Below are 21027 nucleotides of genomic sequence, written 5' to 3'. Positions count from 1 at the left end.
TCATGTGTCGTCCCGGAGGTCCCGGGCGATGGCGTCGGCGGTGGCGCGGACCATGGTGACCAGGTCGCCGCGGTGCCGGAGCCGGCTGTCGCAGATGCGCTCGATCCGGCCGGCGAGACCGACCGCGCCGACGACCAGCCCGCCGAGTCCCCGGATCGGCGCCGCGATGCTCGCCAGTTCGACCGTGTGCTCCTCGAACTCGGTCGCCCACCCGCGCGACCGGACCGTCGCGAGCTCTTCGCCCAGCTGGACCGGATCGGTGATCGTCCGCGTCGTGTACGCCTCCAGGCTTCGTGGCCGGGCGCTGGTGTCGTACGCCAGGACGGCCTTGCCGAGCGCGGTCGCATGCGGAGGGAGCGTCGTACCGACGTCGAGGTCCTGGTCGCTGTCGTCGGGCCGGAAGACATGGTGCACGACCTCGACCTTGCCCTCGACGAGGCGGCCGACGCGCACCACCTCGCCGCTGCGCGACGCGAGCGAGTCGGCCCAGTTGATCGCGCGGCTGCGGAGTTCGTTCGGATCGAGGTAGCTCTCGCCGAGCCGGCCGAACGCGTCGCTCAGGTGGTAGTGCGCGCCGCTGTGGTCCTGTTCGACGAACCCGACCTGGTGCAGCGTCCGGAGGATCCCGTGCACGGTGGTCTTCGCCAGGCCGAGCGCGTTGCCGAGATCGGCGACCCCCAACCCGTCAGGCGCGGCGGCGAGCAGTCGCAGCACCGCCGCGGCCCGCTCGATCGACTGCACGGTCCCCGGCACACCGGCAGGCTACCTGTGAATCACTGGTCTGGCTCCACCTCACACGTCACGCCGGACGATCACTCTGAAGCGATCGCTTGCAGTACGTCGAGTCGGGCCGCGCGGCGTGACGGCCAGACCGCGGCCAGTACGCCGAACACGACCGCGAGCACGACCGCGATCACCAGCTGCAGCACCGGGATGTCGCGGACCGCGAGGCCGTCGTCCACCATCGCCGACTGCACCGCGGTGGCGAACGCGACGCCGATCGCCAGACCGAGGAACGCGCCGAGCAACGTGATAGCGATCGACTCGACCCGGAGCATCCGGCTGAGCTGCGGCCGGTCCATCCCGATCGCGCGCAGCAGGCCGATCTCTCGGGTCCGCTCGACCACGCCGAGCGCGAGCGTGTTCACGATGCCGAGCAGCGCGATCAGGATCGCCATCGCGAGCAGGAACCCGACCGCGATCAGGACGCCGTTCACGGGTTCCCGCGCGACCGCGGCGTACGCCTCCTGGTCGCGGACCTGGAGCGTCGGGTAGTCCTTGCGCAGCTGGTCCAGGATCCCGGTCCGGACCTGCGCCACCTGGTTGCCCTTGGCAACCTCGACGTACAGCAGGTTGTCGCTCGGCGACCCGCCGAGCGTCGCGTACGTCGGGAGCGAGACGACGACCGCGTTCAGCTGGCGGTTCGGGGCGACGATCCCGCCGACGGTCAGGCGATGGGTGCCGCTCGTGGTCTTCAGGTCGAACGGTTTGCCGACGGTGAGCTTGAGGGTCTTGGCGAGGTTGCGGGGGATGAGGGCCTGGCCGGCATCGAGTGCCGCGGCGGAGCCGGCGTCGAACGTGGTCGTGACCGGCCCGGCCAGCGTGCCGTCACTGACTCCGGTGACCTGGACGTTCGCTCTGCCGACCTCACCGGACTGCTGGCGGACCCGCTGCACGGCCTGGACGCCCGGGATCTTCGCGGTCCGGTCGCCGACCTCGGTGCTGAAGCTGGGGGTGCCGTCGTTCGTGATGAGGATCTCGGCGGTACCGAGCGCGTCGACCATGCTCTTGTCGATCGACGCCTTCACCGAGGCGCCGATCACCAGCAGGCCGCTGATCAGCCCCACGGAGATCATCAGCGCGGACGCGGTGGCCGACGTACGGCGTGGGTTCCGCTCGGCGTTGCGACGGCCGAGGGTGACCGGCGCCTTGCGGCCGAACGGGTACATCAACGCGCGGACGACGTACCGGCTGATGATCGGGTTGAGCATCACGATCGCGAGGACGGCGGTGCCCGTACCGAGCGTGATCAGGACGGCGCCGGGCAGTCCGCCGGTGCTCACACCGATGCCGAAGAAGAGGACGGCCATCAGCAGCATGAAGGCGCCGATCAGCAACCGGACGAGCAGCGAGCGTTCCGGGACGTGGACGTCGTCGCGCATCGCCGCGACCGGTGGGAGCTTCCCGGCCCGGCGGGCGGCGGGTGCCGCGGCGGCGACCGTCACGCCGATACCGATCACGTAGCTGGCGATGATCGTGGTCGGTGTGACCTGCAGCGACGCGGTCGGGATGCGCAGGTCGAGCAACTCGTAGCCGAACCGGATCCCGGCGGCCACGCCGATGCCCACCAGCAGGCCCAGCGTCGCTCCGACGAAGCCGATGATGACGCTCTCGGCGAGCACCGTGCCGGTGATCTGGCCGCGGGACGCGCCGATCGCGCGGAGCATCGCGAGCTCCCGGGACCGTTGCGCGACGACCATCGCGAACGTGTTGACGATCAGGAACCCGCCGACGAAGAGCGCGAGACCGGCGAACAGCAGCAGCACGGTGCCGAACCCGCCGAAGGTGTTGTCCAGGTCGTGTTCGCCGTCGGTCGTGACCTGCTTCGCGGTCCGGACCGTGACCGAGTCGCCGATGGTGTCCCCGATCGCCTTGCTGACCGTGTTCGCGTCGGAACCCGGCTTGAGCGAGACGGTGATCGACGTCCAGCCGGGCTTGCCGAGCAGCAGGAGCTGAGCGGTCGCGCCGTCGAAGCTGACCAGCGGCGCGCCGGCCGCCGCACCGGCTTGCGCGGGGGTTGTGGTCGCGGTCAGCGTCGCGGTGACGGCGCGGGCCGGCGTGACGATCCGGACCTGGTCACCGACGTGGTAGCCCGCGCGGCTCGCGGTCGACTCGTCGAGTGCGAGCTGGTCGCCGCCCCACGGCGCCGTACCGTCGACGAGCTTGAACGGCGCCGCACCGGGGTCCCGCGGCCAGGCCGCGCCGAAGGACGTCAGACCGTAGTTCTCCAGCAGCTTGCCGTCGGGGCCGAGGATCTGCACGTTGCTGACCAGGAGCTGCGGGACCGCGGCAGCGACCCCGGGTACGGCGGCGATGCGGTCGACGAGGTCGATCTGGAAGGTCGCGGGGCGGTCCGTGCCGGTCTCGATCGGGGATGTCGGCGTGACGGTGACTTCCGCCGTACTGACCGCGAAGTTCTTCTTCAGCGCGGTGGACAGGCTGTCGGTGAAGACCATCGCGCCGCCGGCGAACGCGACGCCGAGGGTGACGGCGAGCGTGCACAGCACGAAGCGGAGCCGGTGCGCGAGCACCGAACGGAGGCCGAGCTTGAACATCAGCCGGCCAGCTCGTCCGCGGTGTCCTGCTGGGTCTCCAGTTGCTTCATCGCGTCGAGGACGGTCTCCGCCGTCGGGTCGACCAGTTCGGACTGCAGCTGTCCGTCGGCCAGAAACAGGACGCGGTCGGCGTACGACGCGGCCGTCGGGTCGTGGGTGACCATCACAACGGTCTGGTTGAACTCCCGGACGGAGCGATGCAGGAAGTCGAGGACGTCGCCGGAGGACCGGGAGTCGAGGTTGCCGGTCGGCTCGTCGGCGAACACCACGTCCGGGCGGGACACGAGCGCGCGGGCACAGGCGACGCGCTGCTGCTGGCCGCCGGACAGCTCGGACGGTTTGTGGCGGAGGCGGTCCATCAGGCCGATCGTGTCGACGACCGTGGTCATCCAGTCCTGGTCGGGTTTGCGGCCGGCCAGGTCGAGGGGGAGCGTGATGTTCTCCAGCGCGGACAGCGTCGGGACCAGGTTGAACGCCTGGAACACGAAACCGATCCGGTCGCGGCGCAGGTGCGTGAGCTGCTTTTCCGGCAGCGTGGTCAGGTCGACGTCACCGAGGAACACCTTGCCGTCGGACGGCTTGTCCAGCCCCGCGAGACAGTGCAGCAGCGTCGACTTGCCGGAACCCGACGGCCCCATGATCGCGGTGAACCGGCCCTTCCCGAAGTCCGCGCTCACGCCGGCCAGCGCATCCACCTGCGTGAGGCCACCGCCGTACCGCTTCCAGACTCCGGCCGCCCGCACCGCCACATCGCCCACACTCATGCGACGAACCGTATCTACCCAGGGTTCCTCCGCCGGGGCGAGGTCGGGCCTAACCGTCGACTGTGATCAGGTCTATGCCTGCCGACTCGGCGGCGACTTCCTCCACCGAGCGGGTGGGGAGCGGCGGGGGTGTGCCGCCCCAGGCCGGGCAGATGGCTTTGTGGTCGCACCATTCGCAGAGCGGGCCCTTGCTGGGGCGCCAGTCGCCGGAGTCGAGGGCTCTGGTGATCGCGATCCACAGCGCGGAGACCTTGCGTTCGCAGGCGCGCAGGTCGGCCTCGTCGGGGACGTAGCGGACGATCTCGCCGTTGCCGAGATAGACCAGCTGCAGCATCGCCGGCACCACACCGCGCAGCTTCCACAGCACCAGCGCGTAGAACTTCATCTGGAACAGCGCCTTCGCCTCGAAGAACTCCGACGGCGAGCGACCGGTCTTGTAGTCGACCACCCGGATCTCTCCGGTCGGCGCCACGTCGAGGCGGTCGACGTACCCCCGCAGTACCAGACCGGAGTCCAGCGCGGTCTCGACGTACAGCTCCCGCTCGGCGGGCTCCAGCGCGTTCGGGTCTTCGAGCGTGAAGTACTTGCCGAGCAACTGGTGCGCCTCGGCCAGCCACTTCGCCAGCTCCTCGCCGCTCGCGTCCTCCGCGAACAGCTCCGCGACCTCCGGCTCCTCCTCCAGCACCCGTTGCCACTGCGGCTCGAGCATCTGCGCCGCCTGCTCCAGCGTCCGCTCGCCGCGCGGCAGGTCGAACAGCCGCTCCAGCACCGCGTGCACGACGGTCCCGCGCACCGCGGCCGCCGACGGCTTCTCCGGCAGCCGGTCGACCACCCGGAACCGGTACTTCAGCGGGCAGCTCATGAAGTCCGCGGCCCGGGACGGCGACAACGCCCCGCGCGGATGCACGTGTGGATCGACAGCAGCTGCAACGCTCATGCCCCAAACCCTAGGCACAACCACCGACAGTTCGCCCGCCCCCACCCCGAGCCTGTGGAAAACCGCTTCACAGCAAACTCCCAGCAGACTCACGGCCGGTCGCCGGGCCGCGTCGTCATGCTCGATGCATGACGCCACCGACGCAGCCTCCGCCGAACCACGACCGCGGTCTCGAGTACGACCTCGCGACCCTGCACCGCCGCCGCTTCCTCGGCCTGTTCACGGCCGCCGGCCTCGCCGTCGTCGCCGGCTGCGCGACGGACGACAGTACGACGACGAGCACGCCGAGCAGCACCGCCACAAGCGCGACGCCGTCGACCAGCTCGAGTACGTCGAGCGCGACGACGGATGCCTCCGTGGACGTGGACGAGATCCCGCAGGAGACCGGCGGACCGTACCCAGGCGACGGCTCGAACGGACCCAACGTCCTCACCCAGTCCGGCATCGTCCGCAGCGACATCACCAAGTCGTTCGGCTCCGCGTCCGGCGTCGCGACCGGCGTACCGCTGACCGTCGAGCTCACCGTCGTCGACGCCGACCAGGACAAAGCCCTTGAAGGCGCCGCCGTCTACCTCTGGCACTGCGACGCCCAGGGCCGGTACTCGCTGTACTCCGATGGCGTGACGAACGAGAACTACCTCCGCGGCGTCCAGGCGGCGGACGGCTCCGGCAAGGTCAGGTTCACCACGATCTTCCCGGCCGCGTACATGGGCCGCTGGCCGCACATCCACTTCGAGGTCTACGCCAGCGCCGCCGAAGCCACCAAGGCCGGCCAGATCACCCGGACCTCGCAGCTCGCCCTCCCGAAGGACGTCTGCAGCACCGTCTACGCCACCGACGGGTACGACGGCAGCGCGCAGAACCTCAGCCAGACGTCGCTGGAGACCGACAACGTGTTCGGAGACGACGACGGCGTACACCAGCTCGCGACCGTCACCGGAGACATCTCCAGCGGGTACGTCGCCACGCTGACGGTGGGTGTGTAGCAGCGAGTTAACACTGGCCAAGTAGCGTTGGCCTTGATGCCAGACTCGCGTGACCCTCAGAACCCCGCCCAGCCGGCCGGTCAACCACCGCCCGGAACGTGGGTGCTGGGGCGCGTCCGCGGCATCCGGCTGACCATGCGTTTCACCTGGCTGCCGGTGGCGATGCTGCTCGCGATCGGCTTCGCCGCGATCATCGGACAGCAGTTCCCGGAGCTCGGCAACTGGCGGTACGTCGCCGCGTTCGCCTTCGTGATCGCCTTCACGGTGTCGATCCTGCTCCACGAGCTGGCGCACGCGCTGATGGCGATGCGGTTCGGCATCGGCGTCTCGGAGATCAACCTCGGCTTCTTCGCGGCCGGCACGCACATCGAGGGGGAGCGGAAGTCGCCGCTCGAGGAGTTCGCGGTCTCGGTCGTCGGCCCGATCGCGTCCCTGATCGTCGGCGGCCTCGCGTACCTCGGGTCCCGTGCCATCGACGAGGGCGTCGGGTACGTCGCCCTGTGGGAGCTCGGCGTCGCGAACCTGATCGTCGGCGTCACGAACCTGCTGCCCGGCCTGCCGCTGGACGGCGGCTGGGTGCTGCGGGCGATCGTCTGGAAGCTCACCGGCAACATGCACACGGGCACGATCGCGGCCGCGTGGGCCGGGCGGGTGCTCGCGATGGCGGTGCTGGCGCTCCCGGTGTTGCTCGAGGAGATCTGGGACCGGCCGCCGTCGATGGTCGACTTCCTGATCGCCCTGCTGATCGGCTTCTTCCTCTGGTCCGGCTCGACCGCGTCCTTGATGCAGGCCCGGCTGCGGCGCAAGCTGCCCGCCCTGCAGGTCCGGACGATGGCCCGACGCGCCATCGCCGTACATTCCGGTACGCCGCTCGCGGAGGCCGTCCGGCTGGCCGGAGAGGCGCACGCCGGCGCGGTCGTGGTGATCGACGGCGACGGCAAGCCGCACGCCCTGGTGTCCGAGACCGCGGTCGCGGCGGTCGCCCCGAACCAGCGTCCGTGGACCACGGTCAGCGAGGTCTCCAAGCGGATCGGCGCGGGCCACATCATCGGCGTCAACGACACCGGCGAGGAGATCCTCGCCACACTCCGTGAGCATCCCGCCTCGGAGTACCTGGTCCTGGACGCCGACGGCGGCGTGTACGGCGTCCTCGCGACCGCCGATGTAGAACGCGCTTTCCGCGGCCGCTGATTCTTCGGTTCCGGTGACCGAAAGTTAAGGTGAGCGCCTTATGGCTGACTTGCGCGACTTTCCCGACCAGGCGTACTCCGGCGTTCATCACGGACCGCTGCAGGAGGGTGAGTGGATCACCCTGCAGGACTCCAAGGGCCGCCGGCACTCGGTCAAGCTGGAGCGCGGGAAGACCTTCCACACCACCAAGGGCGGGATCGAGCACGACGAGCTGATCGACGGCCCGGACGCCGTGGTGATCAGGTCCAAGGGCAACGTCGAGTACCTCGCGTTGCGGCCGCTGATGGCCGACTACTCGGTCTCGATGCCGCGCGGGGCCGCGGTGATCTACCCGAAGGACACCGCGCAGATCGTCACGATGGCCGACATCTTCCCGGGCGCGAAGGTGGTCGAGGCGGGCGCCGGTTCCGGCGCGCTGACCACCGCGCTGCTACGGGCGGTCGGGATCCACGGCCAGGTGATCTCGTTCGAGCGCCGCGAGGACTTCGCCGAGGTCGCGCGGAAGAACGTGACCGGTTTCTTCGGCGGCGAGCACCCGGCCTGGCGGCTCGAGGTCGGCGACCTGGTCGAGAAGCTGAACGAGCAGGACGTCGACCGTGTCGTCCTCGACATGCTCGCGCCGTGGGAGTGCGTTGACGTGGTCGCTGACGCACTTTCACCCGGTGGTGTGTTCTGTGCCTATGTAGCCACCACGACGCAGCTGAGCCGTGTTGTGGAGACGCTGAGGGCACACGGCGAGTTCACCGAGCCGCGCGCGTGGGAGTCACTCGTGCGAGACTGGCATGTAGAGGGTCTCGCCGTCCGTCCGGGCCACCGGATGCAAGGACACACGGCCTTCCTGGTCACCGCCCGGAGGATGGCGCACGGGGTGCAGGCACCCCGGAAGAAGCGCCGTCCGGCACCGGGCGCGTACGGCGACGACTACGCCGGTCCGCGCCGCGCGGAGCCGTCGTCCGATGCATCCGCAGAAACTTCCGGCGACATGCCGTAGGCAACGGACTCCATCCGCAACCGACACGTGATGGGATTCAGCTTGCCCGGCGAGGTTTTCTGGGTAAGGTCCATAGGGTCGAGCCCCACATGGTGAGGTGATGATCGTGGCTGGAGACGAGAGTCCTACCGCGGCAGAACTGCGTAACCAGGTCCGGTACCTGGAGGCCGAAGTCGCGGCGTTGCGACGTCGGCTGCTCGAGCACCCGGCGGACAGCCGGTCGCTCGAAGGCAGACTGTCCGAAACCCAGGCCTCCTTGGCGAGTGTCACCGCTCAGAACGAGCGGCTGGCGGACACGCTGCGGGAGGCGCGAGAGAAGATCATCGCCCTGAAGGAGGAGGTCGACCGGCTGGCGCAACCGCCGTCCGGTTTCGGCACCTTCCTCGGACGGAACGAAGACGACACGCTCGACGTGTTCACCGGCGGCCGGAAACTCCGCGTCGCGGCGAGCCCGTCGGTGGACCTGGACGCGCTCAAGCTCGGCCAGGAACTGATGCTGAACGAAGCACTCAACGTGGTCGAGGCCTGTGACTTCGAGGTCGTCGGCGACGTGGTGATGCTGAAGGAGCTGCTCGCCGACGGCGAGCGGGCGCTGGTGATCGCGCAGGCCGACGAGGAGCGCGTGGTGCGACTGGCGTCGCCGCTGCTCGACGTACCCCTGCGGGCCGGTGACTCGCTGTTGCTCGAGGCCCGCTCCGGATACGTGTACGAGAAGATCCCGAAGTCCGAGGTCGAGGAGCTGATCCTCGAAGAGGTCCCGGATATCGACTACACCCAGATCGGTGGCCTGTCCGGCCAGATCGAGCAGATCCGGGACGCGGTCGAGCTGCCGTACCTGCACAAGGACCTGTTCCTGGAGCACGAGCTCAAGCCGCCGAAGGGCGTGCTGCTCTACGGCCCGCCGGGGTGCGGCAAGACGCTGATCGCCAAGGCAGTCGCGAACTCGCTGGCCAAGAAGGTCGCCGAGCGGACCGGGACCGAGGGCCAGAAGTCGTTCTTCCTGAACATCAAGGGCCCCGAGCTGCTGAACAAGTACGTCGGTGAGACCGAGCGGCACATCCGCCTGGTCTTCCAGCGGGCCCGGGAGAAGGCTTCCGAGGGCATGCCGGTGATCGTGTTCTTCGACGAGATGGACTCGCTGTTCCGCACCCGCGGATCCGGTGTGTCGTCGGACGTCGAGAACACCATCGTCCCGCAGCTGCTGAGTGAGATCGACGGTGTCGAGGGGCTGGAGAACGTCCTCGTCATCGGTGCCTCGAACCGTGAGGACATGATCGACCCGGCGATCCTGCGGCCCGGCCGGCTGGACGTGAAGATCAAGATCGAGCGCCCCGACGCCGAGGCGGCGCGGGACATCTTCTCGAAGTACCTGACCGCGAACCTGCCGCTGCACGTCGACGATCTGGGTGAGTTCGGCGGCGACCGGCAGGGCTGCGTGGACGGGATGATCCAGCGCACGGTCGAGCGGATGTACACCGAGGCCGACGAGAACCGCTTCCTCGAGGTCACCTACGCCAACGGTGACAAGGAGGTCCTGTACTTCAAGGACTTCAACTCGGGCGCGATGATCCAGAACATCGTCGACCGGGCGAAGAAGATGGCGATCAAGGCGTTCCTGGACGAGAACCAGAAGGGTCTGCGGGTGCAGCACCTGCTGCAGGCCTGCGTGGACGAGTTCAAGGAGAACGAGGACCTGCCGAACACCACGAACCCGGACGACTGGGCCCGGATCTCCGGCAAGAAGGGCGAGCGGATCGTCTACATCCGTACGCTCATCTCCGGCAAGCAGGGCACCGAGCCGGGTCGCTCCATCGACACCGCGACCAACACGGGTCAGTACCTGTAACAGCGCCGTACGCGGACCGCCCTCGGACAACTCGTCCGAGGGCGGTCTGCTGCGTGGTGGGGGTAGGTCTAACACCCGGTGAGATCGGGGGGTTTCCCCGATTGGTACGCCGGTTGCGCGGGCCTACCGTGCTGATATGGCGACGGACGAGGTGCGGAAGGACCTGCGTGCTGCTGTGGCGGCGCGCCAGGAGCTGGGACCGGAGTACGAGGCTGAGATCATCGACAGCTTCCTGGAGAAGCTCGACGCGCGGGACCGGCATCGCGGCGCCGGGCTGCTGCCGGAGCCCGCGCCGCGACGGCACCCGAGTCGCGAGAACGACCCGGGCGGGCTCGCGCTGGCGATCGTGTCGATCGTCGCCGCGATCCCGATCACCGCGATCGCGGCCGGCATGATCGGGCCCTTCGGCGTCGTGATCTGCTGGGCGGGCCTCGTCGCCATCAACTTCGCCCGCACCATGGCCCGCCGCCGCTAGCCGACCGGTACCGGCCGGCCCAGGGCGTCGAACGCACGGACCTCGGTCTTGAGTGGCTGACCGAGCCTGAACTTCCCGTTCGCCTGGACCTCGACATAGGCGAAGCCGCCGTCGACGACCCCGTTCGTCCACGGGCCGGTCTTCCGGTCCAGCACGTAGCGGGCCTCGACCTTGGCGACGTCCGGATGCGCCCGGTAGAGCCGCCACGCCTGCAACGTGGTGAGGTTGTTCGTGAAGTCGCTGTCCGAACCGCCGAGTGCCACCAGACCGCGCTGCGCCGTTGCCTGGGTCCGCCAGGCCTTGTCCTCGACCCGTCCGACGGCTCCGACCGCGCCGAGTTCGCCGCTCGGTGGGATGCGTGTCTGGCAGAACCGGTACCCGAGCTTGGCGCTGGCGGGTGCTCCTCCCGACCCGGGCTTGCGACCACCGCGGGTCGCGGTGGGCGGCGCGCTGGTGGCAGTGGCGCGCTGGGTGTTCAGCGCGAGTGCCACCAGCGTGCTGCTGTCCTTGGTGATGCCCCGGACGTGACGGCTCCAGACGAGCTGGGCAGGACCTGTCTCGCCCGGGAACTGGCAGTCGGCGACGATCTTGGCCACGTCGCCCTGCGGCACCGCGCCGAGGTCGACCCCGACCTTGGCCTCGGGCGAGGCGAGCGGTGTCGACCCACCGGCCGCGCCCGGTTCATCGGGCGAGTTCTGGGTGACGACCAGCGTGCCGGCGACCACGGCCGCGACGGCTCCGACGCCGACCATCGGGGCGACCCAGTGCCGCGCCGGGCGCCGGGTGGCGGGCCGGGTCCGCTCCATCAGCTGGCTGCGCATCCGGGAGCGCTCGGCGGCGCTCAGCGGTGCAACGCGCGGCGGTTCGAGTTCGGTGTTCATGAGAGCTCCTCGTTGAGTGCGACCCGGGTGAGCAGGTCGGGGAAACGGCGACGGGTGCGATGCAGCCGGGCCTTGACGGTCCCGATCGGTACGCCGAGAGCTTCCGCCGCCTCGGAGGTGGTCAGACCGGACCAGACGACGAGCTCGAGCGTCTCGCGTTCGTGCCGGGGTAGCTTCGCGACGGCGCGACGGATCGCCGACATCCGCAGCTCGTCGTCCAGGCGGCGGGCGACGTCCGGCGCATGGTCGTCATCGGGTGCGGGACCGGGCAGGCGATCGACGAGGTTCCGCAAGCGGCTCGCCGTCCGGGCCAGCGTCCGGCACTCGTTGCCGGCCACGACGAGCAGCCAGCCGCGAGCGCTCGATCCGGTCAGCGGCCCCGGTGGATTGCGCTCGAACCGCCGCCAGGTGCTCAGGAACGTTGCCTGCACCACGTCGTCGGCGGTGCTCCAGGAGGCGGTCCGCCGGAACGCGAACGCCCGTACGGCGTCGGCGTACCGGTCGAAGAGCTCGCCGAGGGCGAAATGGTCCCCGGCGCGCAACCGCTCCCACAGCTCCTGGTCCGAGCCCGGATCGCTCGCTGATCCGCCGCCTGCGGATCCCATCGACGGCTCCGTATCGTCAGTCAGGATGATCTTCACATCACCTAATGACCGGCCGCATGCCAAGTGGTTGCATCACAGCGCGGCGACGATCTCCGCCAGTCCGGTCTCGACGTCGCCGGGCAGGTCGAGGAGCAGGCCGCGATGGATGCCGTACCAGGGGGAGAGGCGCGCCCAGTCCCTGGAGCGTTCGACCAGGTCGGGGGCTGGTTGGTAGACCTCGAGCACCCCGGCGGCCACGGCCTCCGGCGCGCCGTTGAGGGGCCAGCAGAGGTCGAGGGCAGGGTCGCCGATGACCGCGTCGGTCCAGTCGATGATTCCGGTGATCTGTCCGTCGGTCATCAGGATGTGGTCCGGACCGAAGTCGCAGTGGACCAACGCGGTTCTGACGTTCGCGACGCGGTCGAGCAACTCGAGCGCCGTGCTCCGGACCTCTACCGGGAGCAACGGCACGACCTGGTCGCGGAACTCGCCCAGAGCGGCCGTCTTCTCCGCTGTAGCGGTCGCTGCGTCCAATGCGCCGTACTCCACGGCCTCCGCGGTGTCGACCGCGTGCAACGCCTTCAGGAAGGCACCGAGCGCCCGGCCTGTCTCGACGCCGCCGTCGGTGAACGGTTCGCCGGGGAGCAGCAGGTGGCGTACGCCGTCTGCTGTCAGCTCAGGTACCGGGACCGGCAGCGGGAGCTGTGGCGCGAGCCAGGGGAGGAGCGTCGCCTCGGCGAGCAGCCGCGGACGGACCTCCGCGCGACGCGGTGCCCGGTGGATCCACGGCCCGTCGATCCAGGCGTGGCTGTCCCACCCCTCGACAATCGTCATACCAAGCTCCGCACGTACGGACCGAGCAGCGCCAGCGCATCCGGCATGAACGACCACTCGTCGAACTTGGCCACGAGCTCGGCCGGCGACATCCACGCGCCCCAGGCGACCTCTTCCGGCTGATGCCGCACCGGGCCGTCCCAGACACACGTGTACAGGTACGCGTGGTACCGGGTGTTCTCGTCGGCGTAGTCGCCCTCCGGCAACCGCGTCAGCTCCACACCGGCGATCCCGAGCTCCTCGTCCAGCTCCCGTACGACGGCATGGAACGGATCCTCACCGGCCGCGACGACCCCACCGGCGGCGAAGTCGTACCGGCCCGGATACACGTCCTTCGTCGCCGTCCGCCGGTGCACGTAGATCTGTCCGGCCGGATTCAGTACGACGACACCCGTCGCGGAGTGACGCAGGTTGTCGCGCCGCATCACCGACCGTGGCACCGCCCCGGTGACATGGTTGTCCTCGTCCAGAATCGCCACCATCTCGTCCACCCGCGCAGTTTCACGGTAACCCTGTGGACACAGCAAGCCCTTTAGTCGTCGGCACCGCGTAGGCTCGGCTGCATGAGTGTTCGGCGGATCATGGGTACCGAGACCGAGTTCGGGATCTCGGTGCCGGGCCAGCCCGGGGCGAACCCGATGCTGACCTCGAGCCAGGTGGTCAACGGCTATGCGCAGACGCAGCCGCTCGCGCGCAAGACCCGGTGGGACTTCGACGAGGAGCACCCGCTGCGGGACGCGCGAGGATTCGACCTCAGCCGGGAGGTGGCGGACTCCAGCCAACTCACCGACGAGGAGACCGGCCTGGCGAACGTGATCCTCACCAACGGCGCCCGGTTGTACGTCGACCACGCCCACCCGGAGTACTCGGCGCCCGAGACCACCAACCCGCGGGACGCGGTGGTGTGGGACAAGGCCGGCGAGCTGGTGATCATGGAGGGCGCGCGGCAGGCCCGCCTGATCCCCGGGGCGCCGCAGCTGAACCTCTACAAGAACAACACCGACAACAAGGGCGCGTCGTACGGTTCGCACGAGAACTACCTGATGCGCCGGTCGACGCCGTTCGCGTCGATCGTGCGGCACTTGACACCGTTCTTCGTGAGCCGTCAGGTGGTCACCGGCGCCGGCCGGGTCGGCATCGGACAGGACGGCGCGGCGCACGGCTTCCAGATCAGCCAGCGGGCCGACTACTTCGAGGTCGAGGTCGGCCTGGAGACGACGCTGAAGCGGCCGATCATCAACACCCGCGACGAGCCGCACGCGAACCCGGATCGCTACCGCCGGCTGCACGTGATCATCGGCGACGCGAACCTGTCCGAGATCTCGTCGTACCTGAAGGTCGGGACGACGTCGCTGGTGCTGGCGATGATCGAGGACGGCTGGCTCACCGACGACCTCAGCGTCGACCGGCCGGTGACGGCGCTGCACGAGGTCAGCCACGACCCGTCCTGCACGCACCTCCTGACGCTCAAGGACGGCCGCAAGATCACCGCCGTCCAGCTCCAGACGGAGTACCTGGAGCAGGCCCGCAAGTACGTCGAGGACAAGTACGGCGACGACGCGGACCGGCAGACCAAGGACGTGCTGCACCGCTGGGAGCAGGTGCTCGACCAGCTCGCCATCGATCCGATGAAGCTGTCCGACCAGCTCGACTGGGTCGCGAAGTACAAACTGCTCCAGTCCTACCGCGACCGCGACGCCCTCGAGTGGGACGACCCCAAGCTGCACCTGGTCGACCTGCAGTACGCCGACCTGCGCCCGGACAAGGGTCTGTATTACAAGTTGGTGAAATCCGGCCGGATGCAGCGGATCGTCACCGACGAGGAGATCCGGATGGCCGTCGCGCACCCGCCGACCGACACCCGGGCGTACTTCCGCGGCCGGTGCATGCAGCAGTACGCGCCGCAGGTCGCGGCCGCCTCCTGGGACTCGGTGATCTTCGATCTGCCCGGCAAGGAGTCGCTGCAGCGGATCCCGACCCTCGACCCGCTGCGAGGCACGAAAGCGCATGTCGGGGCACTTCTTGACCAATGCGACACCGCAAGTGACCTGGTTCGCACCATTACTGGGGGTGCCGCCGGGTAGGGTCGCTAGTGAGGGCCGGTTGGGCGGCCCTCCCAGCGGTTCTAGGAGGTGTGCCATGGCGAAGGACGGCGGTCAGCAGCACAAGCAGCCGAAGCGTTCGTCGACCGAGGAAGAGGTCGAGCAGGTCGAGGCGTCGGAGGACGTCCAGGAGCGGAAAGAGCGGCTCGACGAAGACGTCGACTCGATCCTGGACGAGATCGACGAGGTCCTCGAGGAGAACGCCGAGGAGTTCGTCCGCGGATTCGTGCAAAAGGGTGGGGAGTGAACCGCTCGATGACATCTGATGCCTCCGGCCGGCTGCCGGAAGCCTTCCTGACCCCAGGCGGCTCGTCGTTCATGGACTTCCTGGCCGGGCACGCGCCCGACCTGTTGCCCGGACGACGGTCCCTGGGGCAGGGTGACCTGTCCAGCGAAGTCCCGCACGGTACGACGATCGTCGCCGCCACCTTCCCCGGTGGCGTGATGATGGCCGGCGACCGGCGGGCCACGATGGGCAACATCATCGCCCAGCGTGATATCGAGAAGGTGTTCCCCGCCGACGAGTACTCGGCGGTCGCGTTCGCCGGCTCGGCCGGCTTCGGGATCGAGATGGTCCGGTTGTTCCAGGTCGAGCTGGAGCACTACGAGAAGCTCGAGGGCGCCACCCTCAGCCTCGACGGCAAGGCCAACCGGCTCAGCGCGCTGATCCGCGGCAACCTGCCGATGGCCATGCAGGGCCTCACCGTGGTGCCGCTGTTCGCGGGCTACGACGAGGACATCAAGGGCGGCCGGATCTTCTCCTACGACCCGACCGGCGGCCGGTACGAGGAGACCCACTTCTACAGCGTCGGTTCGGGCTCGCTGTTCGCCCGCGGCGCGCTGAAGAAGCTGTACCGCGAGGACCTGTCCGAGACCGACTGCGCGACGGTGGCGATCCAGTCGCTGATCGACGCGGCCGACGACGACTCGGCGACCGGCGGCCCGGACATGCTGCGCCGGATCTTCCCGGTGGTCGGCGTGGTCACCGCGGACGGTTACCGGCGGCTGCCGGAGGACGAGGTGGCGGCGCTCGTCGACGCGGCCTGGGCCCAGCGGCACGAGCGCCCCGACGGCCCCGCCGCGACGTCCCTGACCTGACCCTGCCCGATCGACTGATTAGAGGACGACACCTTCGATGAGCGTTCCGTTCTACGTCTCGCCCGAGCAGCTGATGCGGGACCGGGCCGACTTCGCCCGCAAGGGCATCGCCAAGGGCCGCAGCGCGATCGCGCTGCAGTACGCCGACGGCATCCTGTTCGTGGCGGAGAACCGCTCGCCCGCCCTGCACAAGGTGGCCGAGATCTACGACCGGATGGCGTTCGCCGCCGTCGGCCGGTACAACGAGTTCGAGAACCTGCGGATCGCCGGCGTCCGGCTCGCCGACATGCGCGGGTACTCCTACGACCGGCGCGACGTCACCGGCCGGGCGCTGGCCAACGCGTATGCGCAGACCCTCGGCGCGATCTTCTCCTCCGGCGGCGAGAAGCCGCTCGAGGTCGAGATCCTGGTCGCCGAGGTCGGCGTCGGCGTGGCCGACGACCAGATCTACCGGCTCACCTACGACGGCTCGATCGCGGACGTCCGCGGGTACGCCGTGATGGGCGGCGCGGCCGACACCGTCGCGGAGTACATCGGCGAGCACTACACCGAGGGCATCTCGCTGGCCGGTGCACTCCGGCTCGCGGTGGACGCGCTGGGCCACGACGGCACCGAGGTCCGGGAGCTGACGCCGGACCAGCTCGAGGTCGCCGTCCTGGACCGGACCCGGACCCAGGTGCGCAAGTTCAAGCGCATCTCCGAGGAGACGCTGGCCCGCATCCTGAGCGAGTCCAGCCCGGCGGTCGACGAGAAGTCCGACGCCGACACGAGCGCTGACTCGGACGCGGATGACTCCAGCGAGTCAGCTGCGGGTGACACCCCGGTCGCTCCGCCGGTCGACGACGCACCGATCGCGCCGCCGGAGGATCCCGACGACGACCGTCCGCTGTGACGGACCAGATCGAGAACTCAGCCGCCACCGACGAGGTGGCGGCTGAGCTTTCTCGGCCCGCCGATCCAGCGCCGTGGGAGTTGCTTGGGGAGGAGCCCGGGTTCCAGCGGTTCCTCACCGTGCGACTGCGGCGGTACCGGATGCCCGACGGCCGCGAGGTCGAATGGGACGTCCTCGGGCCCGAGGGCGGCATGGCGACTGGGATCACCGTCTTGCCGCTGACACCGGAAGGCCGGATCGTCACGATCCGGATGTTCCGGGCCGGTCCGGACAGCGTGGTCACGAACCTGCCCGGCGGCTTGGTGGAGGCCGACGAGGACGTGGCCGTCGCGGGTGCGCGGGAGCTCGAGGAGGAGACCGGCTACACCTGCGAGACGCTGGACGTGGTCGGCTGGCAGTGGTCCGGTGCGTCCTCGACGTACCGGAAGTACGTCGCGATCGCGCGGGGGTGCCGGCCGGACGGGAAGCAGCAGCTGGACGAGGCCGAGGACTGTGTCCCGGTCGAGCTGTCCGTGGACGCGTTCCGTGCCGAGTTGCGCACACCCGGTGCGATGACCGGAGTCGACGCGGCCTACCTCGCGCTCGACCACGCCGGCCTGCTCTGACTCGTCCCGCCGCTATTCTGTGCCGGACCGCGAATCCGATGCTGCACGACCGTGACGAACTTCCGGCGGGTGAGGACTCCATGGCCAAGGCGAATCAGACGATCAACGTCCGGACCTGGTCCAAGACGGTCCCTTCGTACGGCCTGCGGTTGAGTGACCTCGACCTGTACGTGCTGAAGAATCACGACGACGTTCTGCGCGTTCTCGGTTACGAGCGGGTCGAGGGCCCGACGCCCCGGGCCTTCCTCAGCTGGGCTGTCCACACGGCGTTCCTGTTCGCGCTCGTCGGCGGGGTCAGCACACTCGGCGGCGACATGTTCAGTACGTCCGGTGGCCGGACTGTGCGAACGGGCACGGCGGATCCGCTCGACAACGACCTCGGCGTACCGCTGACGTCGTGGTGTTTCGCCGTGGTGCTGGTCGGCGTCCTGGCGGTGGCCGTCCGGTGGTTGCGGACGGACCGTCACCGGGATGCCAAGGAGGTCGGCTATCTGGTGGCGACTGTCGCCTGCGGTGCTCTCGCTCTGGGGCAGCTCGTGAGCGAGCGAGGGGTCGACGCCTTCGCCGCGCCGTCGATCCCGGTCTGGGCAGCCGCCGGGCTCGCCGCCGCACTACTCGCCGCCGTGCTGCTCTTCTCCCGCGGGCGCCGGGTCCCGGTCCCGAGGAACTTTCGCCCCATCGGGACGCCGGACCTGAAGCTGGCAACCGGGCTGGTCGAGGCGCTCGAATCCAAAGAACGGGACAAGCTGCTCAGTGAGCGTCGACGGGCGATCGCACGCCTGCGCGAGCGCGGCCTGATCGATGCGGCTGAGGCGGCACAACTCGAGTCCCTGCCCTTGGGCGCATCCACCACGATCGCCCCTACCGACCCAGCACATCACAGCTGAGGCCGCACTCCGCGAGTGCCGCACCCCGCCAACTTTGAGAAGCCACCGATCATTTCTGGGGCCGCGAAATGATCGGTGGCTTCTCAAAGTTGGGCCCGATCCAGGACCGGATCGATGGCTCGCGGCCGTTCCGACGGGGCTGGGTCGGTATTCTGGCAGCGGACCGCGACTGGCGCTGAGGTGGACGACCACCGGGGAACGGTCTGCCATCCGGCTTCGCCGCGCGCCTGGGCACACTTCGAACGCAGAGGAGTGCGCAGATGAGCGCAGAACTGATGATCGGGACCGACCTCGCCGCCGACATGGTCGCCAAGGCCGCCGAACGAGCGCGGGTCCTGCAGGAGCAGTACGGCGTACAGCCGTGTCTGGCGACCGTACTGGTCGGTGACGACCCGGCGTCGGCGACGTACGTGCGGATGAAGCAGAACCGCTCGAAGAAGGCCGGGATCGCGTCGCTGAGCGTCGTACTGCCGGCCGAGACGACCACCGCGGAGCTGGTCGCGGAGATCACCAAGCTGTCCGACGACCCGGCCGTGCACGGGATCCTGCTGCAGCACCCGGTGCCGCCGCAGATCGACGAGCGGGCCGCGTTCGAGGCCATCGACCCGGCGAAGGACGTCGACGGCGTGACGATGCGGTCGTTCGCGGCGATGGCCTTCGGCGATCCCGGGTTCCGGTCGGCCACGCCCGGCGGGATCATGCGGCTGCTGGCGGCGTACGACGTACCGCTCGAAGGGGCGCACGCGGTCGTGATCGGCCGCAGCCCGATCCTCGGTAAGCCGGCCGGCATGTTGCTGCTGGCATCGAATGCCACCGTCACGTACGCGCACTCCCGGACCCGGGACCTGCCGGAGCTGGTCCGGACCGCCGACGTGGTGATCGCCGCGGTCGGCAAGGCGAACTTCGTCCGCGGCGACTGGCTGAAGCCGGGCGCGGTCGTGGTCGACGCCGGGTACAACGAGGGCAATGTCGGTGACGTGCACTTCGCGGAGGCGTCCGAGGTGGCCCGGCTGATCACGCCGGTCCCGGGCGGGGTCGGGCCGATGACGATCGCGCTGCTGCTGGAGCAGACGGTCGACGCCGCTGAGACGGCTGTCCACTCTTTGACTACTCTGGCCTAGGGTTGGGGGACAAGATCTAAGGAGGCGGACGTGGCGGTACGGGCGATCCGGGGTGCCACCCAGCTGGACGTGGACGAGCGCGAGCACCTGCTCGAGCGGTCCGCGGAGCTGGTGAAGGCGGTCCTGGAGGCGAACGATCTGGAGAACGAGGATCTGATCAGCATCCTGTTCACCGTCACGTCGGACCTGCGTTCGGAATTCCCCGCGGTCGCGGGCCGGCAGATCGGGCTCACCGACGTACCGCTGATGTGCATGCAGGAGATCCCGGTGCCGCACGCGCTGCCGCGGGTGGTGCGGCTGATGGTGCACACCGAGACGCCGCGGTCGCGGGACAAGATCCAGCACGTGTACCTGCACGGAGCGGTCGCGCTCCGCCCGGACCTGACCGGCGCCCAATGAGGGTGGCACAGTGAGCGAGTTGCGCGGCCCGGTTCGCATCGTCGGCACCGGGCTGATCGGTACGTCGATCGGCCTCGCGCTGGTGCGGCTCGGTGTGGTCGTGGAGCTCGTCGACGGGAACCCGGACAACGCGCTGATGGCCGAGCGGATCGGCGCCGGCTCGCGGGTGGTCGACATCGAGCCGCAGCTGGTCGTGGTCGCCGTACCGCCGGACCATGTCGGTGCCGTGGTCGCCGAGCAACTCCAACAAACCAACGCCATCGTCACCGATGCGGCCAGTGTGAAGTCGAAGCCGCTCGCCGACGCACGCAGCCTGACCGATGACGTCAGCCGGTACGTCGGCAGTCACCCGATGGCCGGCTCCGAACGCAACGGCCCACTGGCGGCGCGCGCGGACCTCTTCGACGGCGCCACCTGGGCGATCACCCCGCACGCGACGAGCGCTCCGGAAGCGGTCGATCTCGTACGGCGGCTCGCCGAGGCCTGTGGCGCGCGGACGGTGGAGCTGTCGGTGGAGGACCACGACCTCGGTGTCGCCCGGGTGTCGCACCTTCCGCACCTGATGTCGGCGCTCGCCGCGGGCACGTTGGCGGATGCGCCGTCCTCCCATCTCGAACTGTCCGGTCAGGGCGTCCGCGACGTGACCCGGATCGCGGCCGGCGACCCGCGGTTGTGGACCCAGATCGTGTCCGCGAACTCGACCGCGCTGACCGGCCTGCTGGAGCAGATCCGCGGCGAGCTCGACCGGTTGCTCGTTGCCCTCGGCAAGGAAGAGGCGGGCGACGAGCTGACCGCGATCCTCGGCCAGGGCGTGTCTGGCGCGGTCCGCGTCCCGGGCAAGCACGGTACGCCGCACATCGACCTGGTCACGGTCCTCGTCACGATCCCGGACCGCCCCGGCCAGCTGGCCCGCTTGTTCGCCGACGCGGCCGAATCCGGCGCCAACGTCGAGGACCTCCGCATCGACCACAGCCCCGGCCGCCCGGCCGGTGAGGTCGAGCTGGCCGTCAAGCCGGCTTCGGTGGACCAGTTGGTCGACGTACTGACCGAGCGAGGGTGGGTAGTCCACCGCTGAGCTGTCCCCGGGCGAAGGTAATCT

The 21027-nt window shown here is 69.4% G+C and carries 22 protein-coding genes and 1 riboswitch; of the genes, 14 read left to right on the top strand and 8 right to left on the bottom strand.

The features are described from left to right. Genes E0H45_RS17140 through E0H45_RS17125 form a run of 4 tightly spaced genes read right to left on the bottom strand, consistent with a single transcriptional unit; the run spans position 1 to position 5036 of the window. Positions 1 to 753: an IclR family transcriptional regulator gene (locus tag E0H45_RS17140; protein ID WP_131338401.1), complete on the bottom strand. Its 753-nt coding sequence runs from the start codon at positions 751 to 753 to the stop codon at positions 1 to 3. A 59-nt stretch (positions 754 to 812) separates the two neighbouring features. Further along, positions 813 to 3335, bottom strand: a complete 2523-nt coding sequence (locus E0H45_RS17135; protein WP_131338399.1) for an ABC transporter permease — start codon at positions 3333 to 3335, stop codon at positions 813 to 815. Then, a complete protein-coding gene (locus E0H45_RS17130; RefSeq protein WP_131338397.1) occupies positions 3335 to 4099 on the bottom strand; it encodes an ABC transporter ATP-binding protein in 765 nt (254 codons plus the stop codon). Before E0H45_RS17130 ends, E0H45_RS17135 begins: the two co-directional genes overlap by 1 nt. Positions 4100 to 4148: 49 nt before the next feature. Next, on the bottom strand, positions 4149 to 5036 hold the full coding sequence (locus E0H45_RS17125) for a RecB family exonuclease (protein WP_131338395.1): 888 nt from the start codon (positions 5034 to 5036) through the stop codon (positions 4149 to 4151). Positions 5037 to 5164: 128 nt separating this feature from the next. Between E0H45_RS17125 and E0H45_RS17120 the strand changes: the two genes are divergently transcribed. The 5 genes from E0H45_RS17120 to E0H45_RS17100 all read left to right on the top strand — a co-directional run bounded on the left by E0H45_RS17120 (position 5165) and on the right by E0H45_RS17100 (position 10525). After that, complete coding sequence (locus tag E0H45_RS17120) at positions 5165 to 6022, top strand: intradiol ring-cleavage dioxygenase (protein ID WP_131338393.1); 858 nt, start codon at positions 5165 to 5167, stop codon at positions 6020 to 6022. Between the two features lie 36 nt (positions 6023 to 6058). Continuing rightward, on the top strand, positions 6059 to 7213 hold the full coding sequence (locus E0H45_RS17115) for a site-2 protease family protein (RefSeq protein ID WP_238155058.1): 1155 nt from the start codon (positions 6059 to 6061) through the stop codon (positions 7211 to 7213). A 40-nt stretch (positions 7214 to 7253) separates the two neighbouring features. Next, positions 7254 to 8204: a tRNA (adenine-N1)-methyltransferase gene (locus E0H45_RS17110; protein WP_131338391.1), complete on the top strand. Its 951-nt coding sequence runs from the start codon at positions 7254 to 7256 to the stop codon at positions 8202 to 8204. A gap of 100 nt (positions 8205 to 8304) precedes the next feature. Further along, on the top strand, positions 8305 to 10050 hold the full coding sequence (arc, locus tag E0H45_RS17105) for a proteasome ATPase (protein ID WP_131338390.1): 1746 nt from the start codon (positions 8305 to 8307) through the stop codon (positions 10048 to 10050). A gap of 136 nt (positions 10051 to 10186) precedes the next feature. After that, positions 10187 to 10525 (top strand): hypothetical protein, encoded by a 339-nt coding sequence (locus E0H45_RS17100; protein ID WP_131338388.1) that lies wholly within the window; start codon positions 10187 to 10189, stop codon positions 10523 to 10525. Here E0H45_RS17100 and E0H45_RS17095 read toward each other — a convergent pair. The 4 genes from E0H45_RS17095 to E0H45_RS17080 form a co-directional block, all read right to left on the bottom strand. Then, positions 10522 to 11406, bottom strand: a complete 885-nt coding sequence (locus tag E0H45_RS17095; protein ID WP_131338386.1) for a hypothetical protein — start codon at positions 11404 to 11406, stop codon at positions 10522 to 10524. The two genes, E0H45_RS17100 and E0H45_RS17095, sit on opposite strands and share 4 nt — an antisense overlap. Then, positions 11403 to 12011 carry an RNA polymerase sigma factor gene (locus tag E0H45_RS17090; protein ID WP_238155057.1) on the bottom strand — a complete coding sequence of 203 codons (609 nt, stop codon included), beginning with the start codon at positions 12009 to 12011 and terminating at the stop codon, positions 11403 to 11405. The genes E0H45_RS17095 and E0H45_RS17090 overlap by 4 nt, the downstream gene beginning before the upstream one ends. Before the next feature lie 72 nt (positions 12012 to 12083). After that, complete coding sequence (locus tag E0H45_RS17085; protein ID WP_131338382.1) at positions 12084 to 12824, bottom strand: phosphotransferase; 741 nt, start codon at positions 12822 to 12824, stop codon at positions 12084 to 12086. Beyond that, entirely contained in the window at positions 12821 to 13306 is a 486-nt protein-coding gene (locus E0H45_RS17080) for an NUDIX hydrolase (protein WP_238155172.1), read from the bottom strand. Before E0H45_RS17080 ends, E0H45_RS17085 begins: the two co-directional genes overlap by 4 nt. Before the next feature lie 81 nt (positions 13307 to 13387). Between E0H45_RS17080 and dop the strand changes: the two genes are divergently transcribed. From dop to E0H45_RS17035, 9 genes are all read left to right on the top strand, one after another. After that, complete coding sequence (dop, locus tag E0H45_RS17075) at positions 13388 to 14908, top strand: depupylase/deamidase Dop (protein ID WP_131338378.1); 1521 nt, start codon at positions 13388 to 13390, stop codon at positions 14906 to 14908. 55 nt (positions 14909 to 14963) lie between these two features. After that, the gene (locus tag E0H45_RS17070; RefSeq protein ID WP_130448384.1) at positions 14964 to 15173 is read left to right on the top strand and encodes a ubiquitin-like protein Pup; all 210 of its coding nucleotides are present in this window, start codon (positions 14964 to 14966) and stop codon (positions 15171 to 15173) included. Positions 15174 to 15181: 8 nt separating this feature from the next. Beyond that, positions 15182 to 16024 (top strand): proteasome subunit beta, encoded by an 843-nt coding sequence (gene prcB, locus E0H45_RS17065; protein WP_131338376.1) that lies wholly within the window; start codon positions 15182 to 15184, stop codon positions 16022 to 16024. A 37-nt stretch (positions 16025 to 16061) separates the two neighbouring features. Beyond that, positions 16062 to 16916, top strand: a complete 855-nt coding sequence (gene prcA / locus E0H45_RS17060; protein ID WP_131338374.1) for a proteasome subunit alpha — start codon at positions 16062 to 16064, stop codon at positions 16914 to 16916. Continuing rightward, the gene (locus E0H45_RS17055) at positions 16913 to 17521 is read left to right on the top strand and encodes an NUDIX hydrolase (protein ID WP_131338372.1); all 609 of its coding nucleotides are present in this window, start codon (positions 16913 to 16915) and stop codon (positions 17519 to 17521) included. The genes prcA and E0H45_RS17055 overlap by 4 nt, the downstream gene beginning before the upstream one ends. Positions 17522 to 17559: 38 nt before the next feature. Continuing rightward, positions 17560 to 18408 (top strand): hypothetical protein, encoded by an 849-nt coding sequence (locus E0H45_RS17050; protein WP_131338370.1) that lies wholly within the window; start codon positions 17560 to 17562, stop codon positions 18406 to 18408. A gap of 155 nt (positions 18409 to 18563) precedes the next feature. Next, a riboswitch (ZMP/ZTP riboswitch) is annotated at positions 18564 to 18648 on the top strand. 20 nt (positions 18649 to 18668) lie between these two features. Continuing rightward, complete coding sequence (locus E0H45_RS17045) at positions 18669 to 19529, top strand: bifunctional 5,10-methylenetetrahydrofolate dehydrogenase/5,10-methenyltetrahydrofolate cyclohydrolase (protein ID WP_131338368.1); 861 nt, start codon at positions 18669 to 18671, stop codon at positions 19527 to 19529. 30 nt (positions 19530 to 19559) lie between these two features. Beyond that, a complete protein-coding gene (gene aroH / locus E0H45_RS17040; RefSeq protein ID WP_130385491.1) occupies positions 19560 to 19928 on the top strand; it encodes a chorismate mutase in 369 nt (122 codons plus the stop codon). Positions 19929 to 19938: 10 nt separating this feature from the next. After that, positions 19939 to 21003 (top strand): prephenate dehydrogenase, encoded by a 1065-nt coding sequence (locus E0H45_RS17035; protein WP_131338366.1) that lies wholly within the window; start codon positions 19939 to 19941, stop codon positions 21001 to 21003. The last annotated feature ends 24 nt before the right edge of the window (positions 21004 to 21027 follow it).

It is taken from the genome of Kribbella soli (genome assembly GCF_004331345.1).
Lineage (GTDB): Bacteria > Actinomycetota > Actinomycetes > Propionibacteriales > Kribbellaceae > Kribbella > Kribbella soli.
Note: the sequence above shows the minus strand (reverse complement) of the source record. Positions and strands in the feature narration are given on the sequence as shown.

Bases quoted from the DNA above. Each gene is read 5' to 3' on its own strand.
- E0H45_RS17085 (WP_131338382.1), bottom strand. From the start codon at position 12,824: ATGACGATTGTCGAGGGGTGGGACAGCCACGCCTGGATCGACGGGCCG.
- E0H45_RS17100 (WP_131338388.1), top strand. From the start codon at position 10,187: ATGGCGACGGACGAGGTGCGGAAGGACCTGCGTGCTGCTGTGGCGGCG.
- prcA (WP_131338374.1), top strand. From the start codon at position 16,062: ATGAGCGTTCCGTTCTACGTCTCGCCCGAGCAGCTGATGCGGGACCGG.
- E0H45_RS17115 (WP_238155058.1), top strand. From the start codon at position 6,059: ATGCCAGACTCGCGTGACCCTCAGAACCCCGCCCAGCCGGCCGGTCAA.
- arc (WP_131338390.1), top strand. From the start codon at position 8,305: ATGATCGTGGCTGGAGACGAGAGTCCTACCGCGGCAGAACTGCGTAAC.
- E0H45_RS17135 (WP_131338399.1), bottom strand. From the start codon at position 3,335: ATGTTCAAGCTCGGCCTCCGTTCGGTGCTCGCGCACCGGCTCCGCTTC.
- dop (WP_131338378.1), top strand. From the start codon at position 13,388: ATGAGTGTTCGGCGGATCATGGGTACCGAGACCGAGTTCGGGATCTCG.
- prcB (WP_131338376.1), top strand. From the start codon at position 15,182: ATGACATCTGATGCCTCCGGCCGGCTGCCGGAAGCCTTCCTGACCCCA.
- E0H45_RS17125 (WP_131338395.1), bottom strand. From the start codon at position 5,036: ATGAGCGTTGCAGCTGCTGTCGATCCACACGTGCATCCGCGCGGGGCG.
- E0H45_RS17095 (WP_131338386.1), bottom strand. From the start codon at position 11,406: ATGAACACCGAACTCGAACCGCCGCGCGTTGCACCGCTGAGCGCCGCC.
- E0H45_RS17045 (WP_131338368.1), top strand. From the start codon at position 18,669: ATGAGCGCAGAACTGATGATCGGGACCGACCTCGCCGCCGACATGGTC.
- E0H45_RS17050 (WP_131338370.1), top strand. From the start codon at position 17,560: ATGCTGCACGACCGTGACGAACTTCCGGCGGGTGAGGACTCCATGGCC.
- E0H45_RS17070 (WP_130448384.1), top strand. From the start codon at position 14,964: ATGGCGAAGGACGGCGGTCAGCAGCACAAGCAGCCGAAGCGTTCGTCG.
- E0H45_RS17090 (WP_238155057.1), bottom strand. From the start codon at position 12,011: ATGGGATCCGCAGGCGGCGGATCAGCGAGCGATCCGGGCTCGGACCAG.
- E0H45_RS17110 (WP_131338391.1), top strand. From the start codon at position 7,254: ATGGCTGACTTGCGCGACTTTCCCGACCAGGCGTACTCCGGCGTTCAT.
- E0H45_RS17080 (WP_238155172.1), bottom strand. From the start codon at position 13,306: ATGGTGGCGATTCTGGACGAGGACAACCATGTCACCGGGGCGGTGCCA.
- E0H45_RS17120 (WP_131338393.1), top strand. From the start codon at position 5,165: ATGACGCCACCGACGCAGCCTCCGCCGAACCACGACCGCGGTCTCGAG.
- E0H45_RS17130 (WP_131338397.1), bottom strand. From the start codon at position 4,099: ATGAGTGTGGGCGATGTGGCGGTGCGGGCGGCCGGAGTCTGGAAGCGG.